Here is a 15793-nt window from a genome sequence, read left to right on the forward strand (position 1 = left end):
GTCCTCGCCCGGCCGTCGCCCCGCGAGCTACTCGGCCGACCGTGCGGTCCCGTGCAACAGGAACTCACCGCCCGCCTCGATGGCCAGGTCCGGCCCGAAGGCGGCCGACGGCGTGTACGCCCCCGGCTTGCCCTCGCCCCGCGCCAGGCGTTCGGCGACGACGGCGGCGACACCGGCGGTGAAGTCCATCGCCTCGCCGGCGCGCAGCCAGCCCTCCCGCCGGGTGCCGTCGGGCCACGTGACGACCGCGTGCCCCCACGTGTGCTCGCGCGGTCGCGGTGCCGCCGGGACCTCGACCCGGGCGAGCCGGCTCACGGCCAGGCGGCGCAGCGGGGGCACCCGGAGCAGGGCACCGAGCACCGGGAGCGCGGCCCGGGCCGCGCCCGAGGAGGGCACCAGCATCGAGGTGGCGGTCACGGACGGCGCGCCGCTCGCCACGTGCGCGGCGTAGAGCTCGCCCGAGGGCGCACCGACGCTGGTCACGGCCTCGCCGTCGGGCAGCGTGAGGTGATGGACGTCGGCTCCGAGCCGGGTGCGCACGAGCCGGCCGCCCGAGTAGCGGCGCCCGCCGGTGGCGACGACGTCGACGATGCTGGCAGCCAGGGCCTCTCCCAGCCGGCCCGCCTCGATGGCCACGGAAGCCAAGGCGTCGACCCTGACCTCGCTGGGGGCAGGCCGGCCCTCGCACAGCTTGGCGACGACCGCCTCGGTGCCCAGCGCGCCGAACCCGGCGCCCGTGACCAGGGTGCTGCCGGCATCCGCCGCCTCCTGGCCGAGCGCGGCGAGCTGGTGCATGGCGCCCAGGTCGGCGGCCAGGTCGACGTAGTGTCCGCCCGGCAGGCACGCCCGCATCACGGGCAGTGCGGTCCGGGCGTAGTCGCCGATGGTGTTGACCACCACGGCGGGTCGTTGCCGGGCGATCTCGGCCGCGGTCTCCGCGGGCGTGGCGCCGACCACCACCCGGAGGCCGCCGTCCGGCGCGAGATTCTCGCCGAGCCGCCGCAGGCGCTCGCCGTCCCGCCCGACCAGCACCGGCGCGACGCCGTCCGCCACGAGCCGCGCCGCCACGGCCCGTCCGGTGCGTCCGGTCGCGCCGAGGACCCATACCTCGTCGGATCTGTCGCTGTGTCCCATGAAGCTCTCCCCGTCGTCGGATCGGGCGCCTCCGCGCCCGCCAGTGATGACACTCTGTGTCGTCACTCGACAACGCTAGCACTGACGGCACAGGGTGTCATCGGTGCTAGTCTCGGGCCGTGGCGAGATGGGATCCGGGAGCACAGGAGCGGCTGACCGAGGCGGCCCTCGACCTCTACCTGGAGCGCGGCTACGACGCCGTGACGGTGGCGGACATCGCGGAGCGCGCGGGGCTGACGCGCCGCTCCTACTTCCGCTACTTCCCGGACAAGCGTGAGGTGCTCTTCGCGGGCTCCGAGCGGCTACCCGCGGCGGTGGGCGAGGCGGTGCTCGCCGCGGACCCGGCCGCCTCGCCGACCGCGGCGGTGCTCGACGCCCTCGACCGCGTCGGCTCCGAGGTCGCCACGATCGTGGACCACGCCCAGGCCGCCAGGCGGCGCGTCGTGATCGACGCCAGCGCCGAGCTCCAGGAGCGCGAGCGCACCAAGGCCGCGGCGATAGCCGCGGCCATCGACGAGGCCCTGCGGCAGCGGGGCGCCGAGCCGCACGTCGCGACACTCGTCGCGCAGATCGGGTCCGTCGTCTTCGGCCTGGCCTTCCACCGGTGGATCGAGGCGGACGCCGCCAGCTTCAGCCGTGGCCTGCGCGCTGTCGCGGAGTCGCTGCGGGAGCTGCTCGTCTGAACGAGGTCTGCGTTCGTCCCGGGACGTCGATCGCTGGTCTACGTAGAAACTGGTCCCGCGGTCACCAGCGGACGGGGACCTCCCGCAGGCCGCCGACGACGAGACCCTCGATCCGGGTCAGCTCGCTCGTCGGGACGGCCAGCTCGAGGGTGGGCAGCCTGCGCAGCAGCACCTCGAGGACCACCTGCAGCTCGGTGCGCGCGAGGGCCTGGCCCAGGCAGGAGTGCGGCCCGGCGCCGAAGATGAGGTGCGGGTTGGGGCTGCGGGTCAGGTCCATCTCGTCCGCGTGGTCGAAGACGGCCTCGTCCCGGTTGGCGGCGGTCTGGCTGCACACGACGGTGGTGCCGCGCGGCAGGGTCTCGCCGCCGATCTCGACGTCCTCGCTGATGAAGCGGCGCAGGCCGAACCCCAGGTTGGTGTCGAAGCGCAGCGACTCCTCGACGGCGGTCCGGACCAGCGAGGGGTCGGCGACCAGCTGCTCCCAGCGGCTGCGGTCCGCCAGGAGCAGCGCGACCATCTTGCCGATCATGTTGGCGGTGGTCTCGTGGCCGGCCACCAGCAGCCCCATGGCGGTCCCGAGGATCTGCTGGTCGGTCAGGCCCTGACCGTCCTCGGCGGAGTCCTGGATGAGCATGCTGATGATGTCGTCGGCCGGCTGCTCCCGCTTGGCCGCGACGTGCCCGGCCATGTACTGCACGAACTCGGCCTGCGCGCGGTCGGTCTCCTCGCGGGTGAACCGGTTGATGCTGAGCAGCGCGTCGGACCAGTGGGAGAACCGGTCCCGGTCCTCCGGGGGCACGCCGAGCATGTCGCAGATGACGTACACCGGCAGCAGGAACCCGAGGTGGGCCTTGAGGTCCGCGGGCCGGCCGGACTCGATCATCTCGTCGATGAGCCGGTCGGCGATCTCGGTCATCCCGGGGCGCAGGGCGGTCATGCGCCTGGCGGTGAACCACTTGCCCACCAGGCGGCGCCACTGCTGGTGCTCCGCGCCCTTGGTGGGCACGGCGAGCGCGCTCGTCTCGTTCGACGCCACGGCCCCGCCCTCGCCGTCCGGCACGATCCGGGCGGAGCCGTCCTGCGCCGTCGGGCGGACGAAGCGCGCGTCCGAGAGGAGCTGCCGGACGTCCGCGTGCTGGGTGAGCAGGGTCGCGTGGTCGCCGCTGGGCAGCTCGATCCCGGCGACGGGGCACTGTCGGCGCAGCCGCTCCCACTCGTCGGGGGCGTCCAGTGCGCCGTCGTAGGGCAGCGGGTAGCGCAGGGAGGGTGAAACCGTCATGACGACGCACGCTACACACGCAGTGCATGATGCACAACCAGTGCATCATGCAATCTCTGCGCATGGTGCACAACGGCTGCCGTATCCTGGCCGCATGCAGACGCGGGAGCCCAGGTCGACCGAGACGGACGCCCGGCAGACCGGGGAACGGATCGAGCGGGAGCTGATGATCCTCACCCGGCAGCGGGAGATGACCGCGCCGCACCGCCTGGCCGGCGCCGAAGGTCTGGACCGCAGCGCCTACGTGCTCCTGAGCCGGATCGAGGTGCAGGGCCCCATGTCGGTGACCGACCTCGTCGAGGCTTTCGGCCTCGCACCCTCCACGCTCACCCGGCAGACCGCCGCCCTGCTCAAGGACGGGCTCGTGGAGCGCACGCTCGACCCGGACGGCGGGATCGCGCGCAAGTTCCGCATGACGCGCAAGGGGCGCGAGATGCTCCGGGCGAACCGCGAGGTCGTCGTCGACGGGATCACCCAGGTGGTCGCCGGCTGGACGCCCGAGCGGCTCGACGGCTTCATCGCCGACCTGCGCCAGTTCAACCAGGACATCGAGCAGATCACGGGGCGACCCTGGCCGCGGTAGGCGAACACCGGATCGGCCCGGTCATCGCGACCGCGCGGCACCGTAGTCTCCCGTCATGGAAAATCGGCGGCGGGAGCTCGACGAGCTGCCTGACGGGTCACTGCGCGGGCCGGACGGCGTCGTCTACCGCCGTACGCCGCAGCGCGTCGACCGAAAACTGGGGCGAGAGCTGCTGGCCGACGGCGCCGTCGTGGTCACGGACGTCTACCCGGACGGGCTGACGCTCTTCGTGAACGGCTCGGCCGAGGACGCGTGGTCGCGGATCGCCCCACGTCTCGTCACCGGCCGTCGCCCAGCCGTCCGGGACCTCCAATGGGTCGGCCATGTCTGGGCCTCGGACGACGGGCACGTCCTCCTGCGCTTTACCGGTGAGCACTGAGTTGGAAACCTTCGTCAAGATCCTCTTCATGGCTGCCGGGGCACTTCTGATCGGGGATGCGCTGCTCGTCGCATCGATCATCAGCGTGAATTCGGGCGTCATCGCGGCGTTCGCGATCGGCGTCGTCTACCTGCTCTACGGGCTGTTTCACGAGAAGGTCCGAGCCCGGACCAGAAGTGGGTTTCCCAAGGCGCTGAGGATCTCGCTGCTGGTCGCCAACGCGGCGGTCATCCTCGCCATCTCGTCCGTCGCGGCCCTCGGCCGGGTGGACACGGTCTCCTACGACGAGGACGCCGTCATCGTCCTCGGCACCGCGATCAAGGGTGAGGCCGTCACCCCGGCACTGCGGGAAAGGCTGGAGACGGCCGTCGAGTACCACGAGGCCAACCCCGATGCCCTGGTCGTCGTCTCCGGAGGGCAAGGTCCGGGGGAGTCCGTCACCGAGGCGCTCGCCATGAAGAGATTCCTGGTCTCGCGGGGCATTCCTGAGGGCGCGATCCTCATGGAGGACCGGTCGACGAGCACCCACGAGAACTTCGTCCTCACGAAGGGCCTGCTGGATGCCCGGCTGGGGGAGCGGTACACGACGGTCTTCGTCACGAACGACTACCACGTCTTCCGGGCGAGCCGGCTGTCCGGGATCGCGGGGCTCGACAGCGCCTCGATGCACGCCACGACGCCGTGGTACACCGTTCCGGTCGACTACGTGCGGGAGTCCTTGGCGGTCGTGCAGCTGTTCCTTCTGCGGGAGTGACCGCCTGCGGGAGTGACCGCGGTCCGTCCGTCGGGCCTTATCCGCCGACGGCGGCCAGTGCCAGGGCGGCCAGGCCCACGGTGGGCACCGCCGCGACCAGGCCCCAGGCGGCGAAGCGGCCCCAGGGGACCGGGACACCGAGCGCGACGACGCGCTGGTGCCACAGCAGCGTCGCCAGCGAGGCCCACGGCGTGACCAGCGGGCCCAGGTTCACGCCGATCAGGAGCGCCATCAGCACGACGGGGTCGCCCGCGGCGATCGGCTCCAGCACGAGGTAGGCGGGCAGGTTGTTGATGCCGTTAGCGGTCAGCGCGCCGAGCCCCGCGACGCGCAGCAGCTCGCCCGGGCCGTGGCCCGCACCGGTCACCGCCGCCAGCAGCGCCGTGAGGCCGTGGGCGTGCGCCGTCTCGACCAGGACGAACAGCGACCCGGCGATCCCGAGGGCCTGCCACGGCACCAGCGCGGGCCGCAGCGCGCTCCGTCGTCGGACGAGGAACAGGACGGCGAGCACGACGGCGGCGGCCGTCGCGGGGACCCACACGTGCGGCGTGAACGCGAGCAGCGGCAGCAGCACCAGGAGCACCAGCGCCGCGCCCCAGAACAGCACGGGGTCGGCGGGGACCCGCTGCGGCGGGACCTGGTAGGTCGAGAACAGGACGCCCCGGTACCGGACCGTCAGGATCGCGACGGGCACCACGACGCCGACGAGGGCCGGTGCCCAGCTCAGCGCGAGGAACGCGGAGGGGTGGTCGCCCATCGCCGGTGCGGCGAGCAGGTTGGTCAGGTTGGAGACCGGCAGCAGCAGCGACGCCGTGTTCGCCAGCCAGATGGTCGCCAGCGCGAACGGCAGGGGCGAGATCCCGATGCTCTGCGCGAGCAGCACGACGAGCGGCGTCAGGATGACCGCGGTGGTGTCGAGGGAGAGGAACACCGTGCTGACCACGGCCAGCAGCACCACCCACACCCACAGCACGACCATGCGCCGCCGGCCCCAGCGGCCGAGGAGCTGCGCGAGCACCTCGAACACCGAGGCGTCGCGCGCCAGCTCGGCGACGATCGTGATGGCGACGACGAACCCGAGCACGGGGGCGGTGCGCGCGCCGACGGCCCGGGCGTCCTGAGCGGGCAGCAGGCCGCTCAGGACGCAGGCGGCCGCGAGAACGACCATCGCGAGGACGACCCAGGTGCTCGGCCGCACGGCGCGGTGTCTGACGTTCACGCGCTGAGCATACGGACCTGCACGAGGGCGGCCGGGCTAGGCGACGGGGGCGGTGCCGTCCGCTCTCGCGGTCTCGTCGCTCACGTACCGCCGGTAGTGCCGCGCGGACTTGGTCCGGGCGCCGCACGTCTCCATCGAGTGCCAGCGCCTGCGGCCGTTGCGCGAGGTGTCGTAGAACCACAGGACGCAGTCCGGGTGGGCGCACTGCCGGATCCGGTCGGGGTGCGCGGTGAGCAGCTCGGTGAACGCCCGCGCCGCCGACCAGGCCGCGCCCCAGCCCGCATCCGCGGTGGGCGCGGTCTCGGGGCGCCCGTCCGTGACGCGCGTGCTCTCGTACCCGTGGGACAGGACGTCGTTCAGGCGGGCGTCCGCGTCGGCGCCGGGGGAGTCAAGGAGCGACCGGATCGCGCTGCGCGAGGCCCGCAGGGCGTCGACGTCCTGCTCCGCGGGGTCGAAACCGTACTCGCGGAACCAGAGCTCGGGCGCGCCGTCGGCGGCGAGGAAGTCGACCATGTTGCCGTGGTCGATCCACTCGGTGTTCACGAGGTCGAGCGACATCGTCTCCCCGACCAGCAGTCGTTCCGGCATCGCAGAAACCCTGATCTTCATCAGGCCCTCCCGGCTAGTAGTCGAAGTCCACGAGGCTGACCTGCTCGTCGGCCAGCCAGTCCAGCAGCGACCGCCGCAGGCCCGGCCCGGCGCACACGCGGAACCGCCGGTGCCCCTCGGTTCCGGCGTGCACGACGTCGTCCCTGCTCATCCGCCGGGTGCGGACGTCGACGCCGAGCCGGGCCAGCGCTTGGAGGTCGCGCTGCCCGCTCGGGCCGATCTCGCCGGTCACGAACAGCGTGACCCTGGACCGGGTCCCGATCTTCTCGGCGACGTCCACGGCGAGCGGCAGGTCGTCGGCGTTCAGGCTCCACAAGATGGACGAGCGTGGGCCGGAGAGCGTCATGAAAGGCGTGATGCCGACGCCGCCGGCCACCATGACGAGGTCCTCGTCCGATGCCGGGTGATCCGCTGCGCCGTCGATTCCCGCGCCGTCGAACCCTGCGCCGTCGAACCCGAGGACGGGAACCGTCAGCGTCGCTCCCGACGGCCACCCCGCCAGGAGGCGCGTGACCGGGCCGTGCCGGCGGACCGTGACGTCGAGCTCGACGTCGGCCAGGGAGCCCGTCCGGCGCGGGGGCGGGCTCGAGACCGTGAACGACCTGATGTAGTCGTCGTTGAGCGACGCCGGGTCGTGGTCCCGCATGTGCGACCACCCCTGGTCGAGGTGGGCCGAGAAGTCGAGCGTGACGTGCTGCCCGGGCCGCCACGGGGCGAGGCGCGGGAACTCCTCGTCCGACCCCGGGGACGCCGGGGCGGGCGACAGCCGGAAGGTGTGGCGCGTGACCGTCGGGGTGATCGGGGTCGAGCGGACCAGGGTCGCGACCGCGGTGCCCCCGGACCGTCCGTCGGGTTGCGCGACGGCGACGGCGACGGCTTCGGCGTCGGCCTCGCCCGTGCCGTCGATCTCCCGTGCCAGCCGGCGCACCGGCGGGTTGTAGGGGGAGGGGTCCAGCAGGCGGCCGCGGAACGGCAGCCCGTCGCTCACGAAGCGGGCCGCGTCGATCGTGACCTTGACCGCCATCCGGCTGTGCGGCAGCACCGCGGCGGCGTCGGCGCCGACGAGGATCTCCGCCCGCCCGGTGAGGTAGAGGACGTCCCCGGTCTCGAAGTCGGGGAACGTGATCCCGACCGCCGGGTCGGCCCGCAGGTTCCCGAGCGTCTGGAAGAGCCGGTTCCCCGAGTACTCCGGGTAGACCAGGCTCACCCCGTCGTCCGCGGAGTTGCTGAGGACTCGCACGAACCCGGGCGCGCCGCCGCGGTTGTTCGTGTCCATGCTCTCGGCGCCGTGCCGGCTGGAGAGGAAGAAGATGTCCGACCGGCCGACGAGCCGCACGGCCTCGTCGGTCAGGGGGAGCGAGTCGCTGACCAGGCGAGGCGCCGCCTCGTGGGGCCACACGGACTTGCGGTTCAGGTACTTCGGGCAGTTGCCGAGGGTCTCGTCGATCGCCAGGGCGAGCTGCACGTCCACGCGGGACGGATCCGTCGGGCCGGTGGTGGCGGTGGCGTCCTGCTCCAGGACGATGCCGCGCAGCATCCGCCCCGCGAGCTTGACCCGGGTCCGCTGCTCCAGGTCCATCGCGAGGCCGGCCACCAGCTTCCCGTCCGCGTGGTCGACGGCGTTCCCGTCCTGGGGGCCCGTGAACAGGGCCTCCAGGACGGGGTCGAACCCGGTCCGGCCCGGAGCAGCGCCCTCGCCCTCGCCGTCTCCCTCACCGCTGGTCGGGGCCCCGAGGTGCGCGGGCGTGGACAGCCCCAGCACGCCGGCGGCGATCGGTCTGACCACCCCGGCCCGTCCGCCGAGGAGCGTGGTCCAGATGCGGTCGTCCTGGTCGACGGTCCCCAGCGCCAGGAGGGGGCTCTGCGCCATCCACTGCGCGTACGCGGCGGGCAGGCCGGGGATCGTCGGGTTGTCCTGCGGGGGCACCCCGAGCAGGCGGTGCATCGCCGTCTCCCCGGGGTGCCACTGGGCCGGAGGCCGCGGGTGATGTGTGTGCATGAGCCGTCCTGCGGGGGGCATCCCCGCTGGTCGATGGTGCGCGAACATTCTTCTAACCGTCTACTGCAACAACAACGGTTAGAAATCTGTTTCAGCGCGGGGCGACCTGGTGTGCGGGCGAGCCGGGGCGCCACGTCGCCCCAGCTGCCGCCACCACTGGACGACGTGCTACCTCAGCGCCAGTCCTCGTCGGCCGACAGCACGGTGGAGATGTCCCACTCGGGCTCGCGCTGGATGGGCGGGGCGTCCGTGAGCCAGCGCTCGACCGCGAGCCGGGCCACGAGCTCGTCCCGGGTGACGCTGGTCTTGCCGAACCTGCCGTCGACCCACGGGGTCCAGGACCACGCGTGTATCTCGTCGTCGCCGAGGTCTTCCATCATGAGGCGGTGGTTGTCGCTGGCCACGAGCATGGCTCCGACCAGTCGGTTGTAGTTCTCGACGGTGACGAGGTCCACCAGGCCGAGGTCGATCTGGTCGGCCGCGGTGGTGTGCAGGATTTCCTTCGCGGAAGGCATGGACACTCCTTGGTCTGGTCGGGAATCCCGGGGCGAGGACGGCCGGCTCATACGGCGATGCCGCGGGAGACGTAGCCGTCGATGAAGGTGCGTTGCATGGTCAGGAAGAGCACGACGACGGGCAGGGCCATGAGCAGCCCGGCCGCGCTGACCAGGGACCAGTCGGTCGTGAATCCCTGCTGGAACGAGTAGAGCGAGAGTGCGACGGGCTGGAAGTCGCGGTCCTGGATGAACGTGACGGCGAGCATGAACTCGTTGTAGGCCTGCAGCCCGGACACGAGGGCGGCGGTCAGGACCGCGGGCCGGATCATCGGCAGCACGATGCGGGCGAACACGCCGAGCTCGCCGGCGCCGTCCAGCCGCGCGGCCTCCTCGTACTCCTTGGGCATGCCGATCAGGAACGCCCGCACGAGCAGGGTGGCGAACGGGCTGTACACGGCCCAGTAGATGATGATCAGGCCGACGGGCTGGTTGTAGAGGCCCAGCGTCGACCACCAGCTCACCAGCGGTACCAGGAACAGCTGGATCGGCAGCGACGAGGACACCAGCAGCCACAGGATCCACGCGCCGCCGCCGGGCAGGTCCAGGCGGGTCATGGCGTAGGCGGCCATGGTGGCGATCAGCGCGACGCCCGCCGCGGTGGCCACCGCGATGACCAGGCTGTTCAGGAGAGCGCCGCCCATGTGGGCGCGCTCCCAGGCCACGGCGAAGTTGCCCCAGCTCCACGACTGCGGGAGCCCCAGCGGGTTGCTGTCGATCTCGCGGGCGGACTTGAGCGCGTTGAACGCGAACACCAGCAGCGGGCCGAGCGCGTACAGGGCGAGCAGCCCCAGGACGATCCAGCTCACGGGCTGGGCGCGGCGGGCGGTGGTGCCCATCAGATGTCCCATCGCAGTCGTCGGCGCAGCGCGAGGTAGCCGAGCACGGTCGCGGCGCTGATCGCCGAGAGCAGCATGGCGACGGCGGAGGCGTAGCCGTGGCGCTGGTTCTGGAAGGCCTCGCGGTAGAGCACCGTGCTGAGCACGTCGGTGGACCCGGCCGGTCCGCCCTGCGTGAGCACGTAGACGTAGTCGAAGACGAGGAACGACCAGATGATCGTCATCAGGCCCAGGAAGACCAGCGTCGGCCGGATCATCGGCAGCGTGATGTGCCAGAACTCGCGCACCGGCCCGGCGCCGTCGAGCCGCACGGCCTCGTACAGGGCCGGGTCCACCGACTGCATCGAGGCCAGGAAGATCACCAGCAGGAAGCCCCACCACTGCCAGGTGTTCACGAAGGCGACCGAGCCCAGGGCGAGCGACGGGTTGCCGAGGAAGTTCACGTCCGCGAGGAACGGGATGCCCAGGGTCGCCAGGGCGGCGCCGATCCCGCCGTCGGGGTCGAGGATCTGCCGCCAGACGGCGGCGGACACGACCGTCGCCAATACGTATGGGATGAAGTAGAGGACGCGGAAGATCGCCTGGTACCGGCGCAGGCGGGACAGCAGGAACGCGCCCACCAGGCCCATCCCCATGGGGACGACCAGGAAGAACAGGGTCCACAGGACGTTGTGCAGCAGCGCGCTGCCGACCGCGCCCGACCGGAGCATCTCGGCGTAGTTCGCCAGCCCCACGAACCGGGGCGTGCTCAGCCCGTCCCAGTCGGTGAACGAGTAGAACACCGAGGCCAGACCGGGCCCGGTGATGACCAGCAGGTTGACCACGAGCAGCGGAGCCACGAACAGCCACGCCAGGAGCCGGCGCTGTCGCCTGGCCCCCAGCGGCCGGCCCCGGAGGGCCGGCCGCGGTTCGCGACGCACCGGGGCCGCCGCCAGCGAGGCCCCGGTGGTCGCTGTCTCTGTGGTCACCGGTCAGCCCTGGCTCTGGGGGGTGAAAGGAGTCAGGGTCGTACCGGCGTCGAACTCCTCGTCGAAGACGTCCTGCATCCCGGCCAGGTACTGCTCCGCGGTGCTGTCGCCGGTCACCACCTTGTCGAACTCGGTGATGAGGTAGGAGTCCGTCTTCGGCGGGAAGAAGGTCCAGGTCGCGTAGCCGACGTTCGTCGACTCGGGGATCTGGCTGTAGAGGTCCACGGTGCGGTCGTCGACCTCTTCGGGGAACTGGTCGGCGCTGACCGCCAGCGGGGGCGGGTTCTCGCCCGTGCGCGCCGTGTACTCCAGCGCCCGGTCAACGTCGCCGGCCACGTAGTCGATGAACCCGGCCGCCGTGTCGGGATCGGCGGAGTCGGCGCTGACGGACAGCGCGGTGCCGATCGCGAGGGGGAACACGCCCGGCTCGACCGAGTCGCTCAGCGACGGCAGCGGCGCCCAGGCCCACTGCGACGGGTCCTCGAACACCTCCGAGAGGGAGTTGAACGACCACGTGCCGCTGAGGTACATGGCGGTGGTGCCGTTGGCCAGGCCGGTCACGTTCGCGGTGTCGTCCGTGGTGAAGTAGGACTCCGCGCCGCCGGCCAGCCAGCCCTTGTCGATCCAGTCCTGGATCAGCTCGATCGCCGAGACGAACTCCGGGTCGGTGAACTTGGCCTCGCCGGTCAGGACGTCGTGGATCTTCTCGGGCCCGACGGCCGCGTTGAGGACCGCCGTGACGAGCCACTCGCTCATGCCCTGGTAGCCGGCGTTCCCGCCGCCGAGCGGCACCATGCCCGCCTCGTCGGCCTCCTTGGCGACCTGCTCGAACTCCGCGAGCGTGGTCGGCGGGGTCCAGCCGTGCTCCTCGAACACCGCCGAGTTGTAGTACAGCACCATCGAGCCGTAGCTGGCCGGCACGGAGGAGACCTTGCCGTCGACGGTGCTGAGCTCGTAGGCCCAGGGCAGGAACGTGTCCTGCCAGCCGTACTCCTTCGCGTACTCGTCGAGCGGGACGGTGCGCTCCGCGCGGGCGAAGTCGGAGGCCGACGACGGGCCGTCCGAGTACACGATGTCGGGCGCCTGCCCGGCCGAGACCGCCGTGTCGGTGAGCTGCCCGATGGTGGTCAGCTCCTTGACCTCCATGTCGACCTGCGCGTCACCGTCGGCGTTGAACCCGTCGACGAAGATCTCCTGGAAGGCCTCCTCGGTGCTCGGCGCGTAGAACGCCCCCCAGTAGGTGACCGCGGTGCCGGCGCTGCCGCCGCCGCTCACGCAGCCGGCCAGGACGACCGAGACCGCGGCGGCGAAGCCGATCGGAGCCAGTGCGCGCTTGGTGATTCTCAAGGTTTCGTGTCTCTCTCGCGAGGGTGGATGGTGCCAGGCGGATAGAACAGGTGGAACGAACGGGGGAGCGGGGTCAGGTGGAGTCGCGCACGACCAGCCGGTTGGACAGGGCCACGGCGCGCGTCACCTCGGTGACGTCGCCGTCGAGCCGCTCCAGCAGCAGGCGCGCGCACGCGCGCCCGATCTCGCGGGCCGGGTTCTCGATGGTGGTCAGCGGCGGGCTGACCAGGGACGCCGCGTCGATGTCGTCGTAGCCGGTCAGCGCGACGTCCTCCGGCACGCGCAGCCCGCGGGCCCTGGTCACGTCGAGCACGCCGATGGCGATCAGGTCGTTGGCCGCGACGATCGCGTCGGGCCGGTCGTCGCGGTCCAGCAGCAGCGCGGCGCCGTCGCGGCCGCCCTGTCGCGTGTACTCGGTGAACACGACGTCGTCGTCCCGGAAGGGGAGGCCGGCCGCCTGCAGGGCGGCCCGGTAGCCCTCCAGGCGCTGCTGGGTGGGGATCACGGACTCCTCGCCGCCCAGGAAGGCGATGCGCCGGCGGCCGCGGGCGACCAGGTGCGCGGTGACCTCGCGGGCGCCGCGGACGTCGTCGCTGTGCACGTAGTCGCCGCCGCCCGGCGGCTCCTCGCCGAGGGTGACGAAGGGGATGCCGGCGTCGTGCAGCTCGGCGAGGCCGGCCGCGGGGATGCCGAACGGCGCGGCCACCATCGCGTCGACGCGGCGCGACAGGAGGCGGTGGATGGCGTTGGTCGAGCGGTCCATGCCGCTGGCGTCGGTGACGGTCAGCAGGATGTCGCGGGGCACGAGCACGTCCTGCATGCCGGCGGCGACCAGCGGGTAGAACGGGTTCTCCAGGGTCGGCACGATCAGGGCGATCGTGCCGGTGCGCCCGCCGCGGAGCTGGGACGCGCCGGGATGGGCGCGGTAGCCGAGGTGGGTGATCGCGGCCTCGACCCGGGCCCGGGTGGCCGCCGAGACGGGCCGGTTGCCCGAGACGACCTGCGAGACCGTCGACATGCTCACGCCTGCGACCTCGGCCACCTCGCGTATTCCGACCATCACCCGCTCCTCCACCCGCTCCTCGTCGACCTGTTGTGCGTCCCGGCGTGCGCAAAAGGTTTTGGAGTAGCATCCTGCAAAGTCACCCTGTGATGCAAGACACAAGCGCAAAAAGGTGCGCAAACATCTCGGCAACCCGCATGCTCGCCTGGCTGATTGATGCAAAACGTTACGTTTCGAGGCGGCGTTGCCTGACGAAGTTGCCGGCCGAAGACGTTGCCGGCCGAGGACGCCGTCGCAGGAACGAGAGGCGAGGACCGGAGGAGCATGAACAACGACCGTGCGCGCGGAGCGCTGCTCGGCCTGGCGATCGGTGACGCCATGGGCGCGCCGACGGAGGGCATGACCCTTCCCGCGATCCGCGAGAAGTGGGGCCGGGTGCGCGGCTTCGTCGACCCCGACGCCGCCGGCACGGACGACACCGAGTACGCGGTCCTGTGCGCCCGCGGCGTGCTGCGGGCGGGCGCGGACCTGACCTCCGCGGTGGTGGCCGACACCTGGCTGGACGCCCTGCGCGCGCAGCGCACCGGGTTCAACCGGGCCGGCTTCAGCGAGATGATCGCGATCGCCAACCTCCACGCCGGCATGACGCCGCCCGCCAGTGGGCAGCGCAACGCCGAGACCTGGAGCGACGGCGCCGCCATGCGCGTCGCCCCGATCGGCGTCTACGCCGCCGGGGACCCCGCGCTCGCGATCCGCATGGCGCGGGCCGACGCCGAGGTCAGCCACTCGCGCGACGGCATCTGGTGCGCCCAGGCGATCGCCGCCGGTGTCGCCGTCGCCATGGTCGAGGACGACGTCGACCCCGTGCTGGACGCCATGCTCGCGGCGATGCCCGAGGACTCCTGGTCGGCGCGCACGGCGCGCCGCGCGCTCGACATCGCCGCGCGCGCCGGCTCCCCGGAGGAGGCCGAGGAGGCCCTCTTCGCGACCATCCCGCTGCGGCACTACATGTGGGCCGACGTCGCCCCCGAGGCCGTCGCGCTGACGATCGGGCTGCTGCGGGCCAACGACGGCACGCTCGGCGCCATCGAGTCCGGCGTCAACATCGGCCGGGACTCCGACACCATCGCGGCCATGGCCGGCGCCGTGGCCGGCGCCCTGCACGGCGCGAGCGCGCTCGACCCGGCGCACGTCGCCCAGGTGCGGTCCGTGACAGGCCAGTGCATCGCAGCGACGGCCGGCACCGACCTGGTGGACCTGGCCGACGCGCTGGCCGAGCGGGCGCAGACCGACCGTGCGACCACCGGCAGCGCGACCACCGGCAGTGCGACCACCGACGACGTCCGTGGCGACGCGGACCGTGGCAAGGAGACCCGAGCATGACCGACCGCCTCGACCGCGCCGTGGGCGCCGTGCGCGGGCTGGCCCTGGGCGACGCCCTGGGCGCGCCGGCCAGCGAGCACCGGACCGTCCGCGACCCGTGGGTGCGGCAGATGCTCCGCAAGGGGGCGCTGGAGCTGGACGAGTCCAGGGTGCTGCGGCCCGTGGTGCCGTTCGTCCTGACGGCCATCGACGCGCCGGCGCTCGTGGCGACCGACGACACCGACACCTTCGCCGTCGCCGCCCGCGTCCTGCTGGAGGCCCCGGGCCGGGACCAGGACGCCCTGTTCGGCACCTGGCGCGCCCTGCTCGACGCCCCCGACACCTGGACCAGCGCCGCGCAGCGGTCCGCGCTGCTCAACGCGGAGGCAGGGCTGCGCCCACCCCACACCGGCGCCGACAACCCGGCCTTCTACGACGACACCGCGCTGCCCGGCGCCCTGGCCGCGGCCATCGCCACGGCCGACCCGGCAGCCGCGGCCGGGCTCGCGCGCACCTACGCGACCATCACGCACGACGGCATCGGGGTCCACGCGGCCGCCGCCTTCGCGCGTCTGGTGGGCCACCTGCTCCAGGGCGCGCCGGCCCGGGACGCCCTGGCCGCCGCCGACGAGGACCTCGCCGCCGACGACTGGCTCGCCGACGGCGTGCGCGACGCCCTCGCGATCGCCGACGACGCGCGCACCCCCTTCGGGGCCGTCCCCGCGCTCGTGGCCCGGTTCGCCCCGCGCACCTACAGCCACCCGGGCACGGTCGCCGAGACCCTCCCGCTCGCGATCGCCCTCCTCGTCCTGACCGAGGGCGACCACGCCGCGGCCCTGCCCCTGGCGCTGTCGGTCACCCGGCACCAGGACAGCCTGCCCGCCCTGGTCGGCGCGCTGTGCGGCGCCGCGGGCAGCGCCCCGGAGGCGGCGGACCTGGACGTGCTGCAGGGCGTGACCGTCCCGGCCGTCGCCGGGCAGTCGCTCACCGCGCTTGCGACGGCGCTGGTGGAGCGGGCGCACTAGCGGGACGCGCCCCCCGGGATACGGGCGGAGCACCGGTCGCGGCGGCCCAGGCCCTG

General features: G+C 72.6%; 16 protein-coding genes. 6 read left to right on the top strand and 10 right to left on the bottom strand.

Features of this window, described 5'->3' with window-relative positions; genetic code table 11:
* Positions 1-27: 27 nt before the first annotated feature.
* Positions 28-1134 (bottom strand): hypothetical protein, encoded by a 1107-nt coding sequence (locus tag ACFU5G_RS23145; protein ID WP_377250077.1) that lies wholly within the window; start codon positions 1132-1134, stop codon positions 28-30.
* Positions 1135-1253: 119 nt separating this feature from the next.
* On the opposite strand from ACFU5G_RS23145, the gene ACFU5G_RS23150 reads away from it, so the two are divergent.
* Positions 1254-1817, top strand: a complete 564-nt coding sequence (locus ACFU5G_RS23150; RefSeq protein WP_377250080.1) for a TetR/AcrR family transcriptional regulator — start codon at positions 1254-1256, stop codon at positions 1815-1817.
* 61 nt (positions 1818-1878) lie between these two features.
* Here the strand turns inward: ACFU5G_RS23150 and ACFU5G_RS23155 are convergent, their stop codons facing one another.
* Entirely contained in the window at positions 1879-3096 is a 1218-nt protein-coding gene (locus ACFU5G_RS23155) for a cytochrome P450 (RefSeq protein ID WP_377250082.1), read from the bottom strand.
* 94 nt (positions 3097-3190) lie between these two features.
* Here ACFU5G_RS23155 and ACFU5G_RS23160 point away from each other — a divergent pair, with 94 nt between their 5' ends.
* The 3 genes from ACFU5G_RS23160 to ACFU5G_RS23170 are packed head-to-tail and all read left to right on the top strand — an operon-like array spanning position 3191 to position 4812.
* The gene (locus tag ACFU5G_RS23160; RefSeq protein WP_377250084.1) at positions 3191-3679 is read left to right on the top strand and encodes a MarR family winged helix-turn-helix transcriptional regulator; all 489 of its coding nucleotides are present in this window, start codon (positions 3191-3193) and stop codon (positions 3677-3679) included.
* Positions 3680-3734: 55 nt separating this feature from the next.
* Complete coding sequence (locus ACFU5G_RS23165) at positions 3735-4058, top strand: hypothetical protein (protein WP_377250087.1); 324 nt, start codon at positions 3735-3737, stop codon at positions 4056-4058.
* On the top strand, positions 4048-4812 hold the full coding sequence (locus ACFU5G_RS23170) for a YdcF family protein (protein ID WP_377250089.1): 765 nt from the start codon (positions 4048-4050) through the stop codon (positions 4810-4812). Before ACFU5G_RS23165 ends, ACFU5G_RS23170 begins: the two co-directional genes overlap by 11 nt.
* A gap of 37 nt (positions 4813-4849) precedes the next feature.
* Here ACFU5G_RS23170 and ACFU5G_RS23175 read toward each other — a convergent pair whose 3' ends face one another.
* The 8 genes from ACFU5G_RS23175 to ACFU5G_RS23210 form a co-directional block, all read right to left on the bottom strand.
* The gene (locus ACFU5G_RS23175) at positions 4850-6031 is read right to left on the bottom strand and encodes an SLC13 family permease (RefSeq protein ID WP_377250091.1); all 1182 of its coding nucleotides are present in this window, start codon (positions 6029-6031) and stop codon (positions 4850-4852) included.
* Between the two features lie 36 nt (positions 6032-6067).
* The gene (locus tag ACFU5G_RS23180; RefSeq protein ID WP_377250093.1) at positions 6068-6619 is read right to left on the bottom strand and encodes a CGNR zinc finger domain-containing protein; all 552 of its coding nucleotides are present in this window, start codon (positions 6617-6619) and stop codon (positions 6068-6070) included.
* Positions 6620-6653: 34 nt separating this feature from the next.
* Positions 6654-8639 (bottom strand): pyridoxamine 5'-phosphate oxidase family protein, encoded by a 1986-nt coding sequence (locus ACFU5G_RS23185; RefSeq protein WP_377250095.1) that lies wholly within the window; start codon positions 8637-8639, stop codon positions 6654-6656.
* Positions 8640-8812: 173 nt separating this feature from the next.
* Positions 8813-9154, bottom strand: coding sequence for a hypothetical protein (locus tag ACFU5G_RS23190; protein ID WP_121382290.1), 342 nt, complete (start codon positions 9152-9154; stop codon positions 8813-8815).
* A gap of 47 nt (positions 9155-9201) precedes the next feature.
* Positions 9202-10032: a carbohydrate ABC transporter permease gene (locus ACFU5G_RS23195; protein ID WP_377250097.1), complete on the bottom strand. Its 831-nt coding sequence runs from the start codon at positions 10030-10032 to the stop codon at positions 9202-9204.
* Entirely contained in the window at positions 10032-11000 is a 969-nt protein-coding gene (locus ACFU5G_RS23200) for a carbohydrate ABC transporter permease (RefSeq protein ID WP_377250100.1), read from the bottom strand. Before ACFU5G_RS23200 ends, ACFU5G_RS23195 begins: the two co-directional genes overlap by 1 nt.
* A 3-nt stretch (positions 11001-11003) precedes the next feature.
* Positions 11004-12347, bottom strand: coding sequence for an ABC transporter substrate-binding protein (locus ACFU5G_RS23205; RefSeq protein WP_377250102.1), 1344 nt, complete (start codon positions 12345-12347; stop codon positions 11004-11006).
* Between the two features lie 73 nt (positions 12348-12420).
* Positions 12421-13407 carry a LacI family DNA-binding transcriptional regulator gene (locus ACFU5G_RS23210; protein WP_377250104.1) on the bottom strand — a complete coding sequence of 329 codons (987 nt, stop codon included), beginning with the start codon at positions 13405-13407 and terminating at the stop codon, positions 12421-12423.
* Positions 13408-13674: 267 nt separating this feature from the next.
* Between ACFU5G_RS23210 and ACFU5G_RS23215 the strand changes: the two genes are divergently transcribed.
* Both ACFU5G_RS23215 and ACFU5G_RS23220 read left to right on the top strand, forming a co-directional pair.
* Positions 13675-14733 carry an ADP-ribosylglycohydrolase family protein gene (locus tag ACFU5G_RS23215; protein WP_377250106.1) on the top strand — a complete coding sequence of 353 codons (1059 nt, stop codon included), beginning with the start codon at positions 13675-13677 and terminating at the stop codon, positions 14731-14733.
* Positions 14730-15737 (top strand): ADP-ribosylglycohydrolase family protein, encoded by a 1008-nt coding sequence (locus ACFU5G_RS23220; protein WP_377250108.1) that lies wholly within the window; start codon positions 14730-14732, stop codon positions 15735-15737. The genes ACFU5G_RS23215 and ACFU5G_RS23220 overlap by 4 nt, the downstream gene beginning before the upstream one ends.
* Positions 15738-15793: the final 56 nt, after the last annotated feature.

It is taken from the genome of Promicromonospora sp. NPDC057488 (assembly GCF_042802395.1).
Taxonomy (GTDB): domain Bacteria; phylum Actinomycetota; class Actinomycetes; order Actinomycetales; family Cellulomonadaceae; genus Promicromonospora.